A 17,927-nucleotide genomic window follows, 5' to 3' on the forward strand; every position below is an offset into this window, starting at 1 on the left:
AACGGTCGTGCTATTCGGAGGCGTGACGACGGCGGCCATGGGGCACTCCTGCAGGGTCAGGCGGTGGGGGAACGGAGCTCGGGGGTGGCGCCGTAGGACGCCAGCAGGCGGTCCAGCGCGCGGAGCGCCAGCGAATGAGCCTGCACGGGGTCATACAGGCGGGCGTTGTGCAGGCCTTCGGTGATGGCGAACAGTTCGAAGGCCAGCAGGGTCACGTCGGTGCCGCGCGGCAGTTCGCGCGTCTCCACGCACATGCCGATGGCCTTGGCCAGTTGCTGGCGCCACTGCTGCAGCCAGTCGATCACACGGTCGCGCATCAGGCCCGGACGGGCGTCGTACTCGTTGGCCGCCGCCTGGATGACGCAGCCATCCGGATTGGCTTCCACCCAGTGGAACCAGCCTTCCATGATGGCGCGCAGCCGGGCCAGGCCACGCGGCTGGCGCAGGGCGGGCACGATGACGGCCTGGGTGAAGCGCTGCGCCGTCCACTCCAGCACGGTGAGCTGCAGGTCTTCGCGCGAGCCGAAATGGGCGAACACACCACTCTTGGACATGCCGGCGGCCGTGGCCAATTCGCCGATGGAGAGGCCTTCCAGCCCATGCCGGCAGGCAATCGCATACGCCCGCTCGACGATCATCTCGCGGGTGGCATTGCCTTTGCTGGTGGCGGCCTGGGGTACCATGGCGACAGAAATAGCACGGTCGTTCGATTGTGACAAGCGGGGTCTGCGACCTCTCGTCGGCAGGCCGGTCCGGGGGCAAATCGGCCCGTCGCGGTCGATTGGATTAAACTGGCGCCCTGCGACGACCACGGCCGTGTTCCGGAAACGTCGCTTTTTTCTTTTCTGACAACCCGTTAGCCAAGCCACAGGCCAGCCCGCGCCGGTCCCCACCCGCGCACCGGAGCTCACCCATGATTTTCGAAACCCTTGAAACCTCCGGCCACGAACAGGTCGTCTTCTGCCACAACCCCGATGCGGGGCTGAAGGCCATCATCGCGATCCACAGTACCGTGCTGGGCCCGGCACTGGGCGGCGTACGCCTGCGTCCCTACGCGGACAGCGCGCTGGCACTGACCGATGCGCTGCGGCTGAGCCGCACGATGACCTACAAGAACGCGCTGGCCGGCCTGAATGTCGGCGGCGGCAAGGCGGTGATCATCGGCGACAGCAGCAAGGACAAGACCGAGGTGCTGTTCCGCTCGTTCGGCCGCTACGTGGACTCGCTGGGCGGCCGCTACATCACCGCCGAGGACGTCGGTACCGACGTCAACGACATGGAGAACGTGTACCGCGAGACCGAATACGTGGTCGGCGTTCACCAGGTGCACGGCGGTTCGGGCGACCCGGCGCCGTTCACCGCCTACGGCGCGCTGCAGGGCCTGATGGCCACGCTGAACCGCAAGTTCGGCAACGAGGAGATCGGCAAGTACAGCTTCGCCGTGCAGGGCCTGGGCCACATCGGCATGGAGTACGTGAAGCTGCTGAAGGAACGCGGCGCCAAGCTGTTCGTCACCGACCTCAATCCGGCGCTGGTCGAACACGCGGTGGAGGAATACGGCGCCGAGGCGGTCAAACCCGACGAGATCTACGACCTGCCGGTGGATGTGTTCAGCCCCTGCGCGCTGGAATACGCCATCAACGAACAGACCCTGCCCCGCCTGAAGGCGAAGGTGATCTGCGGCACCGCCAACAACCAGATGTCGCACGTGACCGGCGTGGAAGCGGCCAAGCGCGGCATCCTGTATGCGCCGGATTACGCGGTCAACGCCGGTGGCGTGATGAACGTGTCGCTGGAGATCGACGGCTACAACCGCGAACGCGCCATGCGCATGATGCGGACCATCTACCACACCGTCGGCAAGATCTTCGACCTGTCCGAGAAGGAAGGCATCGCGCCGCAGTACGCCGCCGACCGCATCGCCGAGGCCCGCATGACGTCCATCGGCAAGCTGAAGCTGCCGCTGGGCCGCACCGCGCCACGCTTCATGGGGCATCTGCGCGGCGAGCACTGACGCACCGACAAAATTTCGTTTGGCCGCAATAGGAGGGAGGACCGAATGCGACCTGGTTCAATCGGCGGATTTCCGCTGGGAGAGGACATCGACGCGCTGCGCGAGGCCGTGCAGCGTTTCGCCGACGCCGAAATCGCACCACGTGCGGCGCAGATCGACCACGACAATGCGTTTCCGCAGGACCTGTGGCCCAAGCTGGGCGAGATGGGCCTGCTGGGCATCACCGTGGACCCCGAGTTCGGCGGCAGCGGCCTGGGCTACCTGGCCCACCTGGTCGCGATGGAGGAGATCTCGCGTGCGTCGGGCTCGGTGGGCCTGAGCTACGGCGCGCATTCGAACCTCTGCGTCTCCAACCTGTACCTCAACGGCAACGCCGCGCAACGCGCGAAGTACCTGCCGAAGCTGTGCAGCGGCGAGTGGAAAGGCGCGCTTGCGATGAGCGAACCGGGCGCCGGCTCGGACGTGGTGGGCTCGATGAGCTGCCGCGCCGAGCTGCGCGATGGCGTCTGGGTCGCCAACGGCAACAAGATGTGGATCACCAACGGGCCGGAAGCCGACGTGCTGCTGGTCTACATGCGCACGGCCGGCAAGGACGCGGGCAGCAAGTGCATGACCGCCTTCATCGTCGAAAAGGGCATGAAGGGCTTCTCCACCGCACAGAAGCTGGACAAGCTGGGCATGCGCGGCAGCAACACCTGCGAACTGGTGTTCGAGAACTGCGAGATTCCGCAGGAAAACGTGCTGGGCGACGTGCACCAGGGCGTGCGCGTGCTGATGAGCGGCCTGAACACCGAGCGCCTGGTGCTGAGCGGCGGCCCGATCGGGCTGATGCAGGCGGCCCTGGACATCACCCTGCCCTACGTGCGGGAACGCAAGCAGTTCGACGCCGCCATCGGCACGTTCGGCCTGATGCAGGGCAAGCTGTCCGACATGTACACCGCGCTGCAGTCCAGCCGCGCTTTCGCTTACCAGGTGGCGCGTGATTTCGACGCCGGGCATGCGTCGCGCGCGGCGGCGGCGGGCTGCCTGCTGCATGCTTCGGAAGCGGCGGTGCAGGTGGCGCTGGAAGCGATCCAGTCGCTGGGCGGCAACGGCTACATCAACGAGTATCCGGCAGGCCGCCTGCTGCGCGACGCCAAGCTGTACGCCATCGGTGCCGGCACCAACGAGATCCGCCGCATGCTGATCGGCCGCGAACTGTTCGAAGGGCGGGGCTGACCCCCGCAACGCTGGCACGCACCGTTCCCCGACCTGTCCCAACGTCCGATTGCCGCACCCCGGGACAGGCCGGATAATCCCGATATCCCTGTATTACGTGAGGTTACCCATGTCCGACATCGTCATCGCCGCCGCCAAGCGCACCGCCATCGGCTCGTTCCTGGGCCAGTTCAATGGCGTCCCCACGCCGACGCTGGGTGCGGCCGCCATCGCCGCGGCGCTGGAGCAGTCGGGCATTCCCGCCGCCGACGTGTCCGAGGTCATCATGGGCTGCGTGCTGCCGGCCAACCTGGGCCAGGCGCCCGCGCGCCAGGCGTCGCGCGCGGCCGGCATCCCCGATGCCGCCGGTGCCACCACCATCAACAAGGTGTGCGGCTCGGGCATGAAGGCGATCATGCTGGGCCACGATCTGATCAAGGCCGGGTCGGCCACGGTGGTCATCGCCGGCGGCATGGAATCCATGAGCAACGCGCCGCACCTGATCCCCAACTCGCGCACCGGCAACCGGTACGGCAACTTCCAGGCAGTGGACCACATGGCGTGGGATGGCCTGACCAACCCTTATGACGGACAGGCCATGGGCGTGTTCGCCGAAGCCACGGTGGCCAAGTTCGGCTTCACCCGCGAGGAGCAGGACGCCTACGCGATCGAGTCGGTGACCCGCGCCCAGGCAGCACAGGCATCGGGTGCGTTCAACGACGAAATCGTCCCGGTCAAGGTCGCCACCCGCAAGGGCGAGGTCGAAGTCGCCACCGATGAGCAGCCGGGCAAGTCCGACATCGCCAAGATCCCCACGCTGAAGGCCGCCTTCAAGAAGGACGGCACGGTGACGGCCGCCAGCTCGTCCAGCATCTCCGACGGCGCCGCCGCCACGGTGCTGCTCAGCGCCGACGAAGCCGCCCGCCGCGGCATCCAGCCGCTGGCCAGGATCGTCGGCCACGCCACCTATTCCCAACAGCCGGAATGGTTCACCACGGCCCCGGTCAGCGCCATCGACAAGCTGCTCAAGCAGGTCGGCTGGACGGTGGACCAGGTGGACCTGTTCGAAGTCAACGAGGCTTTCGCCGTCGTCGCCATGGCGCCGATCAAGGAACTCGGCATCCCGCACACCAAGGTCAACGTCAATGGCGGTGCCTGCGCGCTGGGCCATCCGATCGGTGCATCGGGCGCCCGCCTGGTGGTCACCCTGATCAATGCCCTGCGCACGCGCGGCGGCAAGCGCGGTATCGCGACCCTCTGCATCGGGGGTGGCGAGGCCACCGCCATCGCGCTCGAACTGGTCTGAAGACAGTCGGCGGGGAAGAAGGAAAACGTTTTTTCTTGCGCAGTTCCGGGGTGGCAAGCGGCCGGCTTTGCCCCGCCCCATAAGGTTTAACAACGGATTGACAAAGATAACCGGCCAACCGCTTGACAGCCGTAATGGGCTTGTCATCATGTTGCAGGCGCGCAATTGCGCGTTGCCTAACTAAACGACGAGGAAATTCAAACATGACCATGAACAAGGCTCTGATCGCGCTGGCTCTGGGTTTCGCCCTGGCTGCGTGCTCGAACCAGGAACAGGCCGCCGACGCTGCTGCTGACGCCGCTGCCACCGCGACCGAAGCCCAGGCTGCTGCCGACGCCGCCACCGCCGCTGGCGAAGCCACCGCTGACGCCGCCCAGGCTTCGGCCGACGCCGCCACCGCCGCTGCTGACGCTGCTGCCACCGCCGCGACCGACGCTGCTGCCGCCACCACGACGGAAGCTGCTGACGCTGCTGCCGACACCGCTGCCCAGGCTGCCGACACCGCCGAAGCCGCGACCGACGCTGCCAAGGAAGCCACCAAGCAGTAATCTGCTGGTGACAACCTGATTTAGCGTTAAACTGAGAAAGCCGCCGGTTCATTGGCGGCTTTTTCTGTATCCCGGGTTCGGCCCCAGTGCGCTCCAGAGTTGCGGACGTTCGGGCTCGCCCACCCTGGCACCATCTTCCACACACACTACCGAATTGGGGATCCACCATGAAGATCAAGACCACCGTCCTGCTGGCCGCCGCCGTCCTGGCCCTGAGCGCCTGCACCAAGAGCGAAAACACCGACGCCGCCGCCGCTGACGCCGCTGCTTCGGCCGACCAGGCTGCCGCCGCTGCCGGTGACGCTGCCTCCGCTGCTGGCGACGCCGCTGCCGCTGCTGGCGATGCCGCTGTTGCCGCCACGGCCGACGCCGCTGCCGCTGCCACCGCTGCCGCTTCCGACGCCGCTGCCGCCACCGAAGCCGCTGCTTCGGACGCCACCGCCGCCACCGCCGGCGCCGTGGCCGATGCCGCCCAGGCGACCGCCGACAAGGCTGGCGAAGTTGCCGAGAAGGCCGACGCCAAGGCCGAAGAAGCCAAGAAGTAATCAGCTTCACCCCGTTGTACCGACAAGGCCCGCGCAAGCGGGCCTTGTTGTTTGCGCACTGCGGAAAGTTTGGCGGCCCGGCGCCTTTGTGGTCTGATGCCGCCTTTCCTGCCGCGTGTGCCGCATGTCCGCCATCACTTCGCAACTCGACCCTCGCTCGCCGGAGTTCACCGCCAACGTCGCCTACCATCGCGTGCTGGTCCAGGAACTGGATCGTCGCTTGGCCCGCGCGGCCGACGGCGGTGGCGAGAAGGCGCGCAACAAGCACACCGAGCGCGGCAAGCTGCTGGCGCGCGACCGCATCACCGCCCTGCTCGACCCCGGTTCGCCGTTCCTCGAGATCGCACCGCTCGCGGCCGAGGACATGTACGAAGGCGCGGCGCCGGCCGCGGGCATGGTCTGCGGCATCGGCCGCGTGATGGGCCACGAAATCGTCGTGGTGGCCAACGACGCCACGGTCAAGGGCGGCACCTACTTCCCGATGACGGTGAAGAAGCACCTGCGCGCGCAGGAGATCGCGCGCGAGAACCGCCTGCCCTGCGTCTATCTGGTCGACTCGGGCGGCGCCTTCCTGCCGCTGCAGGACGAGGTGTTCCCGGACAAGGAACACTTCGGCCGCATCTTCTACAACCAGGCGCGCCTGTCGGCCGAGAACCTCCCGCAGATCGCCGTGGTGATGGGCAGCTGCACCGCGGGCGGCGCGTACGTGCCGGCGATGTGCGACGAAAGCATCATCGTGCGCGAACAGGGCACCATCTTCCTGGGCGGCCCGCCGCTGGTGAAGGCGGCCACCGGCGAGATCGTCGATGCCGAGGCCCTGGGGGGTGCCGACGTGCACACCAGCGTGTCCGGTGTAGCCGACCACTTCGCCGAGGACGACCGCGATGCGCTGCAGATCGCGCGCCGGCTGGTGGGCAACCTCAACCGCCGCAAGGTGCTGCCCGTGGCGGTCCGCGAACCGCGTGATCCGCTGTATCCGGGCGAAGAGCTCTACGGCATCGTGCCGAGGGACACCCGCAGGCCGTTCGACATCCGCGAAGTCATCGCCCGCATCACCGACGGCAGCGAACTGGACGAGTTCAAGGCCCGCTACGGCAAGACGCTGGTGACCGGCTTCGCCCACCTGCACGGTTACCCGGTCGGCATCATCGCCAACAACGGCATCCTGTTCGCCGAAAGCGCGCTCAAGGGCGCCCACTTCATCGAGCTGTGCAACCAGCGCGGCATTCCGCTGGTGTTCCTGCAGAACATCACCGGCTTCATGGTCGGCCGGAAGTACGAGAACGCCGGCATCGCCAAGGACGGCGCCAAGATGGTCACGGCGGTGGCGTGCTCGTCGGTGCCCAAGTTCACGGTGGTGATCGGCGGCAGTTTCGGCGCGGGCAACTACGCCATGTGCGGCCGTGCCTACGGTGCCCGCTTCCTGTGGATGTGGCCCAACGCCCGCATCAGCGTGATGGGCGGCGAACAGGCCGCCAGCGTGCTGGCCACCGTCAAGCGCGACGGCATCGAGGCCGCCGGCAAGGTCTGGACACCGGAGGAAGAGGACGCCTTCAAGAGTCCCATCCGCGACCAGTACGAATCCCAGGGCAGCCCGTGGTACGCCACCGCGCGCCTGTGGGATGACGGCATCATCGATCCGGCGGACACCCGCCGCGTGCTGGGCCTGGGCATCTCGGCCTCGCTCAACGCCCCCATCGAGCCTGCGAAGTACGGCGTATTCCGCATGTGACGTGCACGCGTTAGCCCGCTTCAGCGACGTGATGATGGCGTGCACAAGCGTGGCTGGCAGGTGAACCGCAGGTCAGGCAGCGACAGCGTGCCGCCATTTGGCTGCGGCGGTCACACCCTTGCCGGCCGGGGACAGGCGATAGTCAGGCGCTACCCACCCGGAGTCGTCGCGACATGTCCATCTGGAAAGACCAAGGCCCCGCCAAGAAGGAGGCCGTTACGCTGCCGCCGGAATCCGCCCCCGTGACCGTACGGGAGACGCCGGCGGCTGCGGATTTTTCGCCTACCGTCAGTGCGCCCCCCGGTACGCGCGCCGCCGAGCGTACCGCGCCCGATACGGCCAAGGAGTCGCTGATCGCCGCGGACCTGACCATCGAGGGCAAGATCGAGGGCAGCGGGCATATCCGCATCGCCGGCAAGTTCAAGGGCGACGTCAACGTGCAGGGCGACCTGACCATCGAGACGGGCGCCAAGCTCAACGGCGGCGTGCGCGCGAAGAAGGTCATCATCGCGGGCGAGCTGGAGGGCAACATCGAATCCGCGTCGCGGGTGGAACTGCTGTCGTCCGGCGTGCTGATCGGCGACGTCAAGGCGGGCGCGCTGACTGTCGCGGCGGGTTCACGCATGCGCGGCCAGGCCGACTTCGGCTGGGATGAACCGGCTGCCAAGGGCGGCGGCAAGAACAACGGCGCGGAACCCGCAACGGGCGCATGAGCCAGCCGCGCCCCGGCAGTGCAGGTGCCACCCGCACCTGCCCGCACTGCAAGGCGACCATCCTGGAGAGTGCGGCAGTCTGCCCCGGCTGCCGCCACCACCTGCGTTTCGAGCCGGACGCGGGTTCTGCCGCCGCGCAGACGATGACGCCGCTGAAGGTGGAGGGCGCGATCCGCCATCCGGCGGAAGGCGAGCCGTGGGAGTACTGCGTGGTGCTGTCCGTCCGCAATGATCGTGGCGAGGAAATCACCCGCCAGGTCGTCAGCGTGGGCGCCATGCACGCCAACGAGCAGCGCAGCTTCGCACTGACCGTGGAAATGACGCCTGCCACGGGCAAGGGGCGCAAGACGCGGCACTGAGCCCCTCCCCGCAGCCCAGCCGGCCGGCTACACTTTGGCCGACAAGGATGCCAGCAGGGGGGCTGGATGATCGTCGGCATCGATCTGGGGACCACGCATTCGTTGATCGGCTACCACGGGCCCGACGGCCCGACGCTCATCCCGAACGCGCTGGGTGAATGGCTGACCCCGTCGGTGGTCAGCGTGGATGGGGACGAGACGCTCATCGTCGGTCGCGCCGCCGTGGACCGCCTGATCACCCACCCGCAGCGCACCGTCGCCAGCTTCAAGCGCTGGATGGGCACCAACCGCGTCACCCGCTTCGGGAGGCATGCGCTGCGCCCGGAAGAATTGTCGGCACTCGTCCTGCGTACGCTGATCGCCGATGCGGAAAGCCATTTCGGCAGGCCGGTCACCGAGGCCGTGATCAGCGTGCCCGCGTATTTCGGCGACGCACAGCGCAAGGCCACCCGCATCGCCGGCGAGTTGGCCGGCATCAAGGTCGAACGCCTCATCAACGAACCGACCGCCGCTGCCATGGCCTATGGGTTACAGCAGCGCGACGGCGGCGGACGCTTCCTGGTATTCGATCTCGGTGGCGGTACCTTCGATGTCTCGATCCTGGAGATGTTCGATGGCGTGATGGAAGTCCATGCCAGCGCCGGAGACAACTTCCTCGGAGGAGAGGATTTCCTGTCCGCGCTGCACGACGCGTGCCTGCGCGAGCTTAAAGTGGAAGCGAAAAGCCTGACAGCCAGCGAAGACGCCCAACTGAGGCGCCGACTGGAGTCGGCCAAACGCGAAATGTCGAACGCGTCTGGCGGCCCCGTCGACGTCGAGTTTCTGCTGGGCGGCGAGTCGCGGCGTTGGCAGATCGACGAAGCGGGATTCTCGCGCTTATGCGAGCCGCTGGTGCAGCGCATGCGCGCGCCGCTTGAGCGCGCCATGCGAGACGCCCGCCTGGCGCCGGACCAGCTGGACGACATCGTCCTGGTCGGTGGCGCATCGCGGATGCCGCTGACCGCACGGCTGGTCTCACGCATGTTCGGGCGGCTGCCATTGCGGCACATCAACCCGGACGAGGCAATCGCACTGGGCGCTGCGGTCGCGGCGGGCATGAAGGCACGCGACGAATCGCTGGAAGAGATCATCCTCACCGACGTCTGTCCCCACTCGCTCGGCGTGGACACCGCGCAGGACAATGGACACGGCCAGGTCACCACGGGCTTGTTCTCCCCGATCATCCACCGCAACGCGACCGTGCCGGTCAGTCGTGTTGAACGCTACCAGCCAATGCGCGACCAGCAGACGCAGGTGGAGTTCAACATCTACCAGGGCGAGAGCCCGCGCGTGGAGAACAACGTCAAGCTGGGCACCATCTCGGTGAAGGTCCCCGCACGCGCCGCGCACGAGAACCCCGTGGACATCCGCTTCACCTACGACGTCAACGGGCTGCTGCAGGTGGAAGCCACCATCGTGGCCACGGGCCAGACCCATGAAGTAGTGCTGCAGCAGAATCCCGGCGTGCTGACCGAGGACGAGATCCGCCAGCGCTTGGCCGCGCTGGCCGAACTGAAGGTGCATCCGCGCGACCAGCAGGAAAACCTTCTGGTCATCGCCCGTGCCGAGCGCCTGTATGAGGAATTGCTCTGGGCGCGTCGCGACCTGCAGGACGCGCTGGTGCGCTTTCGCACGGTTCTCGATGGCCAGGATTCCATGCAGATCCGCGAACACCGCGCGCATTTCGCTCAGCTGCTCGAGCACATCGAGTCGCAGGCGTGAGTACATGGCCTTTTGATGCGTTGAGCATCAATGACGATGCCGACGAACACACCATCAAGCGCGCCTATGCCCGCCTGCTGAAGCTTCACAGGCCAGACGATGATCCCGAGGGCTTCCAGCGCATCAACGATGCCTACCGACTCTGCCTCCTCCAATTGGATGGCGGCGGACGCGACGCAACGAAGGGCTTTAGCTTCGATGCGTTGGCCTTGCATCCTGCGGAGCCGGCGCCTGTCGCTGCTCCCAGGTTCGACATCGAAACTTTCGTCGCTGCGTTGCTTGACGTGTCACGAACGGCCAGCGGTCGCGAGGTCCTCGGATGGCTCCAAGCCCACCCGGCGTTCTATTCAATCGGCGCGCGCGAAACCTTTGCATACGGGATTGTCGACGCACTGCTGCGGGTGCCCGCATTGCCGCCGCGTCACGTGGCGGCGATCCTGCACTTCCTGGAACTGGATACGACGGGTCCCGCGCGCGCCCATCTCGAACCTTACGTCATTGCACTGGAACGATACGCACAAATGACGCTTGAGGATGCCGAAGCGATCCGGAAACCCTACTCGGAAGCGCCCTCTTCCTCGTCCTCTGGAGGCTTGGGCTGGTCCTTCGGCGCGGCTATCTGGATAGTCCTGCTCGCGATGGTGTCAGTGGCACGCTGTTCCGTTGGCGGACCATGAACGAGGCCTTTTCCCTCCTTGGCCTGCCGCCGGGCGCGGACGAACGCGCCATCAAGCGCGCATACGCCCGCCTGCTGAAGACCACGCGGCCGGACGAGGATCCGGCGGCGTTCCAGTGCTTGCACGAGGCCTATCAGGAAGCGCTGGCGCTGCAACGCGAACAGGTGCTTGAGGTGGCCGACGCGGACGCGCACATCCCCCATACCTCACGGGATGTACCTGCGCCGGAGGCGGCACCCTCAGCGCTGCACGCAGGACCTTCCGACATGCTCGCGCGGGAGCCTGCCATGCCACGCCTCGACGAGGCATCGTTGCGCATGGAGTTGATCGCCCATGCCGAGGGCGATCTGCCTTCGGCGTTCCGTCATTACCTTGAGTACCATCCCGCCTTGTACGGCCTGGACGTGAAACACCGCGTCGGCCAGGCGATCTTCGAGAGCATCGCCTACGAGGAACTGCAGGTGCGACCTGGGACCCTGGCCGTGCTGGCAGAGTTCTTCGGGTTCACCGCACCGGAATGGCTGGAACGACGACAGCAAGTGTTGCAGGCGGTATCCACTGAGAACACCGACGCCTTCGACGAGGATCGACCGCTGACCATCCGGCAGCTGAAACGCGCCTTTGGATGGCCGCTCGCGCTCGTCCTCGCCTGCGTGCCCGGCTTCGCATTCCGCGCGGCGCGCCTGTCTCGGCGGTTGAAGGCGGACTTCGGCGACGACGTGCCGGGCCTCGATGGCCGACAACAGGCCTTCTTCGAACGCATCGCCGACCCTTTCTATGCCGGCCCGTGGCGCTGGGCGACCGTCCTGCTCACGGCCACGATAGCGACGCTGGGCATCGCCGGCCTTTGTGCGGTGAGCGAGCTCACGCCCGAACGCCAGCAGCGCATGATGGGTCTGACCTTCGCCGCAGTGGCGGGCATGCTGTGCATCTGGCACGCGATGCGTGCCCTGTGGGCGCTGCGCGAACGACCTGCAACCATGCATTCGCCGTGGATCGCATTGATGCCGGCCTGGCTGGCCGTGGCCGGGTTGCTGGTGGCGTGGGGGTTGCCGCAACTGCCGGTACTGGCGTTCGCGCTCGTGCTTCCCGCGGCGCTGCTCCATTTCCGCCAGTTCTTCGATGCCCTGCGTTTCGCGATCGGCACCAGTTGGCTTGTGCGGGCATTGCCCATGCCCGACCTGCCCTCGCCCTGGTTGCTCGCGCTGGCGGGCGCCGCCATCGGCATGACCGTCTGCGACTGGGCCTACGCCAGGCGCCACCGGATCAGCATTGCGGACGCCGCCGGCAACAGCTGGACGACGATTGCCTCGTTCACTGTGTTCGTGGGACTCGGCATCGCGGGGTTGGCGATCCGTTACGGCTGAACCGCCCTCTCAACCACACCCATCGCAGCTGCCACAGTCCTTGCCGGCGAGCCGGCCGTTCACCAGGCTGCCAGCGGGTGCGATCAACCGACCCAGTACGTGCTGCCAGTTCGCCCTACCTTCGCGCAGAAGCGGCAGTGCGAGCGCGATCCGCGCCTTGCGCAGCGGTCCGGGAAACTGCTTCTTCAGCACCACCCACACGCTGGCCAGCACCAGGATCGCGATGACGGCGTATTGCAGGGTGAGCGAAGCGTCCATGGCTCAGCCGGCACCCAGGGCGCTGGCTACCTGGTATGTCACCAACGACGCCAGGTACGCCAGCGCGAACAGATAGAACGTCGCGAAGCCCATCTGCTTCCACGAGTTGGTCTCGCGCTTGATCGTGGCCAGCGTGGAGAGGCACATCGGCGCGTAGATGAACCAGACGAGCAATGACAGCGCGGTGGCCAGCGACCAGCCGTCGCTGATGACCGGCGTCAGCGCCTGGATGGCGGCATCGTCGTCGGCTGCGGACAGCGCGTAGATCGTCGCCAGCGAAGACACCGCCACTTCGCGCGCGGCCAGGCCGGGGATCAGCGCGATGCAGATCTGCCAGTTGAACCCCAGCGGCGAGAAGAAGACCGCCATGGCGTGCCCGATGCGACCGGCGAAGCTGTAGTCGATGGCAGGCCCCACCGCATCGACGGGCGCAGCGGGGAAATTGAGCAGGAACCACAGCAGGATGGTCAGCGCCAGGATGATGCCGCCGACGCGCTTCAGGAAGATCATCGCGCGCTCCCACAACCCGATCAGCAGGTCGCGGGGATGCGGAATGCGGTAGGAAGGGAGTTCCAGCAGCAGCGCGTGCTCGCTCTTGTCGCGCCGCCATTTCTTCATCACCCAGGACACGATCAGCGCACTGACGATACCGGCCGCATACAGGCCGAACAGCACCAGTCCCTGCTGGTTGAAGACGCCCCACACGGTCTTCTGCGGAATGAACGCACCGATCAGCAAGGCATACACCGGCAGGCGCGCCGAACAGGTCATCAGTGGCGCCACCAGGATCGTCGCCAGACGATCACGTGGATCCTGGATGCTGCGCGTGGCCATGATGCCGGGGATGGCGCAGGCGAAACTGGACAGCAGCGGGATGAAGGAGCGACCCGACAGGCCCGCCGATGCCATCAGGCGATCCAGCAGGAACGCAGCACGCGGCAGATAACCGCTCTCTTCCAGCGCCAGGATGAAGGCGAACAGGATGAGGATCTGCGGCAGGAACACCACCACGCCGCCAAGGCCGGCGATGATGCCGTCCACCAGCAGGCTGTTGAGCGGCCCTTCCGGCAACAGGCCGCCCGCCCATGCGCCCAGCGCGCCGGTGCCTGCTTCGATCAGGTCCATCAGCGGCGTAGCCCACGCATACACCGCCTGGAAGATCAGGAACATCACCACGGCCAGTGCCAGCAGGCCGACGACCGGATGCAGCAGCCAACGGTCCAGTGCGTCGTCGATCTTCGCCGTGCGGGTGGGCATGGTCACTGCCAGCGACAGCAGGCGACGGGTTTCGGCGTGCAGCGCCTGCGCCGGGTCCGCGCCCGGTGCGGCGGTATTGCCCAGCAACACCCTGGGTGCGTGTGGCTGCGTGGCCATGCGGTCGATCTGTTCGACCAGCCCGCGCGCGCCGTTGTGCTTGACCGCCACGGTCTCCACCACCGGCACGCCGAGTTCCTTTTCCAGCGCAGCCAGATCGATGGCGATGCCACGGCGCAGGGCCGCATCCATCATGTTGACCGCCAGGATCATCGGCTTGCCCAGCTCGCGTACTTCCAGCGCGAAACGCAGGTGCAGGCGCAGGTTGGTCGCATCGACCACGCACACCAGCACGTCGGGCGCGGGCTCGCCCGGATAGAAGCCGCGGCAAACGTCGCGCGTGACGGCCTCGTCCAGGCTGGCGGCGTGCAGGCTGTAGGCGCCCGGCAGGTCCAGCAAGGCATAGTGGCGGCCCGACGCGGCCGAGTGCAGCCGGCCTTCCTTGCGCTCGACCGTCACGCCGGCGTAGTTGGCGACCTTCTGCCGGCTGCCGGTCAGCTGGTTGAACAGCGCCGTCTTGCCGCAATTGGGGTTGCCCACCAGGGCCAGTCGCAACGGGGATGCCTCGGCACTCATGCAGCCGCTCCATCGGTCCGCAAACGCACGCGCGCGGCTTCGGCACGGCGCAGCGCGAAGCGGGTGAAACCCACCTGCACCAGCAGGGGCTCGGCGCCCACCGGGCCCTTGGCGACCACTTCCACTTCCTCGCCATTGACGAAGCCCAGCTCGCGAAGCCGGCGCGCGATGTTGTCCTGCGGACCGTGGTCCTCCACGGATTCCACGATGGCAGGCGTGCGCCAGGGCAATTCGGTCAGGATCACGGACGGCTCTCAAATGCGAACTATTCTCATTGTAGCATCGCCGCAGTGCACGACGGCCGCAACGCACTGTGCCGCTATCATTCAGCGACTTTGCAAGGAATGGCCGGAATGGCGGAATCACCGCAGGAACACCCCCTCGTGCTGGCCCGCACGGGCTCCGTGGCACGCATCCGCCTGGATCGCCCGGCACTCCACAATGCCTTCGACGCCGGCCTGATCGCCGCGCTGACCGCGGCGCTGGAGGCTATCGGGGCCGATCCCGGCGTGCGCGCCGTGGTGCTGGAGGGAAGTGGCGCTTCGTTTTCCGCCGGGGCTGACCTGAACTGGATGCGCGGCATGGCCCGCGCCAGCGAGGCGGAGAATCGCGACGACGCCCTCGCCCTCGCCCGCCTGATGCGGACGCTGGATGAATTGCCCAAGCCGACGGTGGCGCGCGTGCATGGCGCGGCTTTCGGCGGCGGCGTCGGCCTGGTGGCGTGCTGCGACATCGCCATCGGCGTGCCGGAAGCGAAGTTCGGCCTGACCGAAAGCAGGCTGGGACTGTTGCCGGCAGTGATCTCGCCGTACGTCATCGCCGCCATCGGTGCCCGGCAGGCACGGCGGTGGTTCGCCACGGCGGAGATCTTCGATGCGTCGACCGCCCTGCAGATCGGACTGCTGCACCAGGTGGTGCCGGCAGACCAGCTGGACGAGGCCGTGGAGCGCCAGCTCGCGCTGCTGCTGAAGGCCGGTCCGGTCGCCGCCGCGACCGCCAAGCAACTCGTTTCCCGCGTTGCCGCGCAGACGGACCGCGCGGCGATGGAGGCCGACAATGCGGCGCTGATCGCGGGGCTACGCGTTTCCGCCGAAGGCCAGGAAGGCCTGTCCGCCTTCCTCGACAAGCGGCCGCCCGCCTGGACCACCAAGGAGTAGCGACGTGATCGACCACCTGGGATTCGATGTCAGCGACTACGCCCGCAGCCGGGCGTTCTATTCGCACGTGCTGGCGCCGCTGGGCTATGGCGTGGTGATGGAAGTGACCCGCGAGATGACCGGCGGTTATGAGGGGTGTGGTTTCGGTCCGCCCAGCCGCCCCCACTTCTGGGTGGGCAAAGGCGGCGGCACGCCCGGGCGCGGGATGCACATCGCCTTCACCGCGCAGACGCGAGCCCAGGTGGATGCCTTCCATGCAGCCGCCCTCGCCGCCGGCGCACAGGACAACGGTGCGCCCGGCCTGCGGCCGCACTACCACCCCGACTACTACGGCGCCTTCGTCATCGATCCCGACGGCAACAACGTCGAAGCCGTGTGCCACCTTCCCGCGGATGCCCAGCCCTGATGTTCTCCAAGATCCTGATTGCCAACCGCGGCGAAATCGCCTGCCGCGTCATCCGCACCTGCCGTCGCCTGGGCATCCGCACGGTGGCGGTGTATTCCGAGGCCGATGCCGACGCCCAGCATGTGCGCCAGGCCGATGAGGCCTACCCGATCGGCGGTCCGCGACCGCAGGAAAGCTACCTGCGCGGCGATGCCATCCTGGCGGTGGCGAAACAGAGCGGCGCGCAGGCCATCCATCCCGGCTACGGCTTCCTGTCCGAGAACGCCGACTTCGCCGATGCCGTCGCTGCGGCCGGGCTCGCCTTCATCGGCCCCAGCGGCACCTCGATGCGCAAGATGGGCAGCAAGGCCGGCGCCAAGGACCTCATGGCCGCCGCCGGCGTGCCGGTGGTGCCGGGCTATACCGGCGACGACCAGTCGCCCAACACGCTGTCCCGCGAAGCGGCGCGCATCGGCTTCCCGCTGATGATCAAGGCCGCGCACGGCGGCGGCGGCAAGGGCATGCGCATCGTGCACCGGCTGGAGGAATTCATCGGGCAACTGGAAAGCTGCCAGCGCGAAGCCGCCAATGCCTTCGGCCGCGACCGCGTGCTGCTGGAACGTTACGTGCAGTCGCCGCGGCACATCGAGATCCAGGTGTTCGCGGACACGCAGGGCAACACGCTGCATCTCAACGAGCGGGAATGCTCGGCGCAGCGCCGCTACCAGAAGGTGCTGGAAGAATCGCCGTCGCCGTTCCTGACACCCGCGCTGCGCGCGGCCATGGGCGACGCCGCGGTGAAGGCGGCGCAGGCGATCGACTATGCCAATGCGGGCACGGTGGAGTTCATCGTCGACCCGGCCGGGCAGTTCTATTTCATGGAGATCAACACGCGCCTGCAGGTGGAACATCCGGTCACCGAACTGACCACCGGGCTGGACCTGGTGGAATGGCAACTGCGCGTGGCGGCGGGTGAACCGTTGCCGCTCGCGCAGGCCGACGTGCCGCAGCGCGGCCACGCCATCGAAGTGCGGCTGTACGCGGAAGACCCCGAGGCGGGCTTCCTGCCCGGTTCCGGCAGGCTCGACAGGCTGGCGCTGCCCTCGCCCTCCCCGCACGTGCGCATCGACTCCGGCGTGGTGGAAGGTGACACCGTGACCATCTTCTACGATCCGATGATCGCCAAGCTGATCGTGTGGGACGAGGATCGGCCGCGTGCGCTGGCGCGGTTGCGGGACGCGCTGGCCGCTTGCGACATCGCCGGTCCCAAGTCGAACATCGGTTTCCTGGAGCAGCTCGCCCGGCACCCCGCCATCGTCGACGGCACCATCGACACCGGCTACCTGGACCGTCATCTGGACGAGTTCATGCCATCGGACCAGGTCGACGCATCGCTGCTGGTGGCCGCGGCCGCGGCGGCGCTGCTCCAGCAGGAAACGGACGCCCGGCAACAGGCAGCCATGTCCCCCGACCCCACCTCGCCCTGGGCGATCGCCGACGGCTGGCGACTGGGCCACGCCGGCCAACGCCCGCTGGCATTCCAGCACCGCGGCGACACCGTGGCGGTGCAGGCCCAGGGCAGTGCCGGGCATTACACGCTCGAACTCGACGGCACGCGCCATGACGTGCGCGGCGCCAGGCTGACCGGCGACGTGCTCAGTTTGCGTATCAATGAACAGGCGCGGCAGTTCCGCGTCCAGCATCATGGTTCGCGCGTGGTGCTGCATGACGGGGAACGCCGGCTGACGGTGGAGAAAGTGCCGGTATACCGGCGCACCCACGGCAGTGAAGGGAGTGGCGACGGCCGCATCGTCGCACCCATGCCAGGACGCGTGGTGCTGGTGAAAGCGCGACCGGGCGATGGGGTGACCGCGGGACAGGAGCTGCTGGTGATGGAAGCGATGAAGATGGAGCTGGCCGTCAGGGCACCGCGCGATGGCGTGGTGGCCGACGTGCGCGCCAGCGCCGGCGACTTCGTCGAAGCCGATGCCATTCTGGTCACGCTGGAGTGAGGTCCG

General features: G+C 67.4%; 18 protein-coding genes. 14 read left to right on the forward strand and 4 right to left on the reverse strand.

The annotated features are described in order from the left end of the window. Window positions 1-56: 56 nt before the first annotated feature. Entirely contained in the window at window positions 57-683 is a 627-nt protein-coding gene (locus OVA13_RS05845; RefSeq protein ID WP_267792855.1) for a TetR/AcrR family transcriptional regulator, read from the reverse strand. 230 nt (window positions 684-913) lie between these two features. Between OVA13_RS05845 and OVA13_RS05850 the strand changes: the two genes are divergently transcribed. The 11 genes from OVA13_RS05850 (at window position 914) to OVA13_RS05900 (ending at window position 12,219) form a co-directional block, all read left to right on the forward strand. Next, window positions 914-2,014, forward strand: coding sequence for a Glu/Leu/Phe/Val dehydrogenase dimerization domain-containing protein (locus OVA13_RS05850; RefSeq protein WP_267792856.1), 1,101 nt, complete (start codon window positions 914-916; stop codon window positions 2,012-2,014). A 45-nt stretch (window positions 2,015-2,059) separates the two neighbouring features. Continuing rightward, entirely contained in the window at window positions 2,060-3,232 is a 1,173-nt protein-coding gene (locus OVA13_RS05855) for an isovaleryl-CoA dehydrogenase (protein ID WP_267792857.1), read from the forward strand. A gap of 109 nt (window positions 3,233-3,341) precedes the next feature. Then, window positions 3,342-4,517 carry a thiolase family protein gene (locus tag OVA13_RS05860; protein WP_267792858.1) on the forward strand — a complete coding sequence of 392 codons (1,176 nt, stop codon included), beginning with the start codon at window positions 3,342-3,344 and terminating at the stop codon, window positions 4,515-4,517. Between the two features lie 203 nt (window positions 4,518-4,720). Beyond that, entirely contained in the window at window positions 4,721-5,065 is a 345-nt protein-coding gene (locus tag OVA13_RS05865) for a hypothetical protein (protein WP_267792859.1), read from the forward strand. A gap of 167 nt (window positions 5,066-5,232) precedes the next feature. After that, complete coding sequence (locus OVA13_RS05870; RefSeq protein WP_267792860.1) at window positions 5,233-5,610, forward strand: hypothetical protein; 378 nt, start codon at window positions 5,233-5,235, stop codon at window positions 5,608-5,610. A 124-nt stretch (window positions 5,611-5,734) separates the two neighbouring features. After that, window positions 5,735-7,342: a carboxyl transferase domain-containing protein gene (locus OVA13_RS05875; RefSeq protein WP_267792861.1), complete on the forward strand. Its 1,608-nt coding sequence runs from the start codon at window positions 5,735-5,737 to the stop codon at window positions 7,340-7,342. Between the two features lie 173 nt (window positions 7,343-7,515). Next, the gene (locus OVA13_RS05880; RefSeq protein WP_267792862.1) at window positions 7,516-8,055 is read left to right on the forward strand and encodes a bactofilin family protein; all 540 of its coding nucleotides are present in this window, start codon (window positions 7,516-7,518) and stop codon (window positions 8,053-8,055) included. Then, a complete protein-coding gene (locus OVA13_RS05885) occupies window positions 8,052-8,414 on the forward strand; it encodes a hypothetical protein (RefSeq protein ID WP_267792863.1) in 363 nt (120 codons plus the stop codon). The genes OVA13_RS05880 and OVA13_RS05885 overlap by 4 nt, the downstream gene beginning before the upstream one ends. Window positions 8,415-8,480: 66 nt before the next feature. Then, entirely contained in the window at window positions 8,481-10,175 is a 1,695-nt protein-coding gene (locus OVA13_RS05890; protein WP_267792864.1) for a molecular chaperone HscC, read from the forward strand. After that, entirely contained in the window at window positions 10,172-10,852 is a 681-nt protein-coding gene (locus OVA13_RS05895; RefSeq protein ID WP_267792865.1) for a J domain-containing protein, read from the forward strand. The genes OVA13_RS05890 and OVA13_RS05895 overlap by 4 nt, the downstream gene beginning before the upstream one ends. A gap of 287 nt (window positions 10,853-11,139) precedes the next feature. Next, the gene (locus tag OVA13_RS05900; protein WP_267792866.1) at window positions 11,140-12,219 is read left to right on the forward strand and encodes a hypothetical protein; all 1,080 of its coding nucleotides are present in this window, start codon (window positions 11,140-11,142) and stop codon (window positions 12,217-12,219) included. Between the two features lie 9 nt (window positions 12,220-12,228). Here OVA13_RS05900 and OVA13_RS05905 read toward each other — a convergent pair whose 3' ends face one another. The 3 genes from OVA13_RS05905 to OVA13_RS05915 are packed head-to-tail and all read right to left on the reverse strand — an operon-like array spanning window position 12,229 to window position 14,612. Next, on the reverse strand, window positions 12,229-12,477 hold the full coding sequence (locus OVA13_RS05905; protein ID WP_267792867.1) for a DUF6587 family protein: 249 nt from the start codon (window positions 12,475-12,477) through the stop codon (window positions 12,229-12,231). A gap of 3 nt (window positions 12,478-12,480) precedes the next feature. After that, window positions 12,481-14,367: a ferrous iron transport protein B gene (feoB, locus tag OVA13_RS05910; RefSeq protein WP_267792868.1), complete on the reverse strand. Its 1,887-nt coding sequence runs from the start codon at window positions 14,365-14,367 to the stop codon at window positions 12,481-12,483. Then, window positions 14,364-14,612: a FeoA family protein gene (locus OVA13_RS05915; RefSeq protein ID WP_267792869.1), complete on the reverse strand. Its 249-nt coding sequence runs from the start codon at window positions 14,610-14,612 to the stop codon at window positions 14,364-14,366. Before OVA13_RS05915 ends, feoB begins: the two co-directional genes overlap by 4 nt. A 108-nt stretch (window positions 14,613-14,720) precedes the next feature. Here OVA13_RS05915 and OVA13_RS05920 point away from each other — a divergent pair, with 108 nt between their 5' ends. Genes OVA13_RS05920 through OVA13_RS05930 form a run of 3 tightly spaced genes read left to right on the forward strand, consistent with a single transcriptional unit; the run spans window position 14,721 to window position 17,921 of the window. Then, entirely contained in the window at window positions 14,721-15,524 is an 804-nt protein-coding gene (locus OVA13_RS05920; protein ID WP_267792870.1) for an enoyl-CoA hydratase-related protein, read from the forward strand. A gap of 4 nt (window positions 15,525-15,528) precedes the next feature. Beyond that, complete coding sequence (locus OVA13_RS05925) at window positions 15,529-15,930, forward strand: VOC family protein (protein WP_267792871.1); 402 nt, start codon at window positions 15,529-15,531, stop codon at window positions 15,928-15,930. Further along, the gene (locus OVA13_RS05930; protein WP_267792872.1) at window positions 15,930-17,921 is read left to right on the forward strand and encodes an acetyl/propionyl/methylcrotonyl-CoA carboxylase subunit alpha; all 1,992 of its coding nucleotides are present in this window, start codon (window positions 15,930-15,932) and stop codon (window positions 17,919-17,921) included. The genes OVA13_RS05925 and OVA13_RS05930 overlap by 1 nt, the downstream gene beginning before the upstream one ends. The last annotated feature ends 6 nt before the right edge of the window (window positions 17,922-17,927 follow it).

Source organism: Pseudoxanthomonas sp. SL93, assembly GCF_026625825.1.
In the GTDB taxonomy this organism is placed as follows: Bacteria; Pseudomonadota; Gammaproteobacteria; order Xanthomonadales; family Xanthomonadaceae; genus Pseudoxanthomonas_A.

What these genes read in the sequence shown, in the direction of transcription:
- OVA13_RS05845 (WP_267792855.1), bottom strand. Translation starts at nt 683, where the DNA reads ATGGTACCCCAGGCCGCCACCAGCAAAGGCAATGCCACCCGCGAGATG.
- OVA13_RS05850 (WP_267792856.1), top strand. Translation starts at nt 914, where the DNA reads ATGATTTTCGAAACCCTTGAAACCTCCGGCCACGAACAGGTCGTCTTC.
- OVA13_RS05855 (WP_267792857.1), top strand. Translation starts at nt 2,060, where the DNA reads ATGCGACCTGGTTCAATCGGCGGATTTCCGCTGGGAGAGGACATCGAC.
- OVA13_RS05860 (WP_267792858.1), top strand. Translation starts at nt 3,342, where the DNA reads ATGTCCGACATCGTCATCGCCGCCGCCAAGCGCACCGCCATCGGCTCG.
- OVA13_RS05865 (WP_267792859.1), top strand. Translation starts at nt 4,721, where the DNA reads ATGACCATGAACAAGGCTCTGATCGCGCTGGCTCTGGGTTTCGCCCTG.
- OVA13_RS05870 (WP_267792860.1), top strand. Translation starts at nt 5,233, where the DNA reads ATGAAGATCAAGACCACCGTCCTGCTGGCCGCCGCCGTCCTGGCCCTG.
- OVA13_RS05875 (WP_267792861.1), top strand. Translation starts at nt 5,735, where the DNA reads ATGTCCGCCATCACTTCGCAACTCGACCCTCGCTCGCCGGAGTTCACC.
- OVA13_RS05880 (WP_267792862.1), top strand. Translation starts at nt 7,516, where the DNA reads ATGTCCATCTGGAAAGACCAAGGCCCCGCCAAGAAGGAGGCCGTTACG.
- OVA13_RS05885 (WP_267792863.1), top strand. Translation starts at nt 8,052, where the DNA reads ATGAGCCAGCCGCGCCCCGGCAGTGCAGGTGCCACCCGCACCTGCCCG.
- OVA13_RS05890 (WP_267792864.1), top strand. Translation starts at nt 8,481, where the DNA reads ATGATCGTCGGCATCGATCTGGGGACCACGCATTCGTTGATCGGCTAC.
- OVA13_RS05900 (WP_267792866.1), top strand. Translation starts at nt 11,140, where the DNA reads ATGCCACGCCTCGACGAGGCATCGTTGCGCATGGAGTTGATCGCCCAT.
- OVA13_RS05905 (WP_267792867.1), bottom strand. Translation starts at nt 12,477, where the DNA reads ATGGACGCTTCGCTCACCCTGCAATACGCCGTCATCGCGATCCTGGTG.
- feoB (WP_267792868.1), bottom strand. Translation starts at nt 14,367, where the DNA reads ATGAGTGCCGAGGCATCCCCGTTGCGACTGGCCCTGGTGGGCAACCCC.
- OVA13_RS05920 (WP_267792870.1), top strand. Translation starts at nt 14,721, where the DNA reads ATGGCGGAATCACCGCAGGAACACCCCCTCGTGCTGGCCCGCACGGGC.
- OVA13_RS05930 (WP_267792872.1), top strand. Translation starts at nt 15,930, where the DNA reads ATGTTCTCCAAGATCCTGATTGCCAACCGCGGCGAAATCGCCTGCCGC.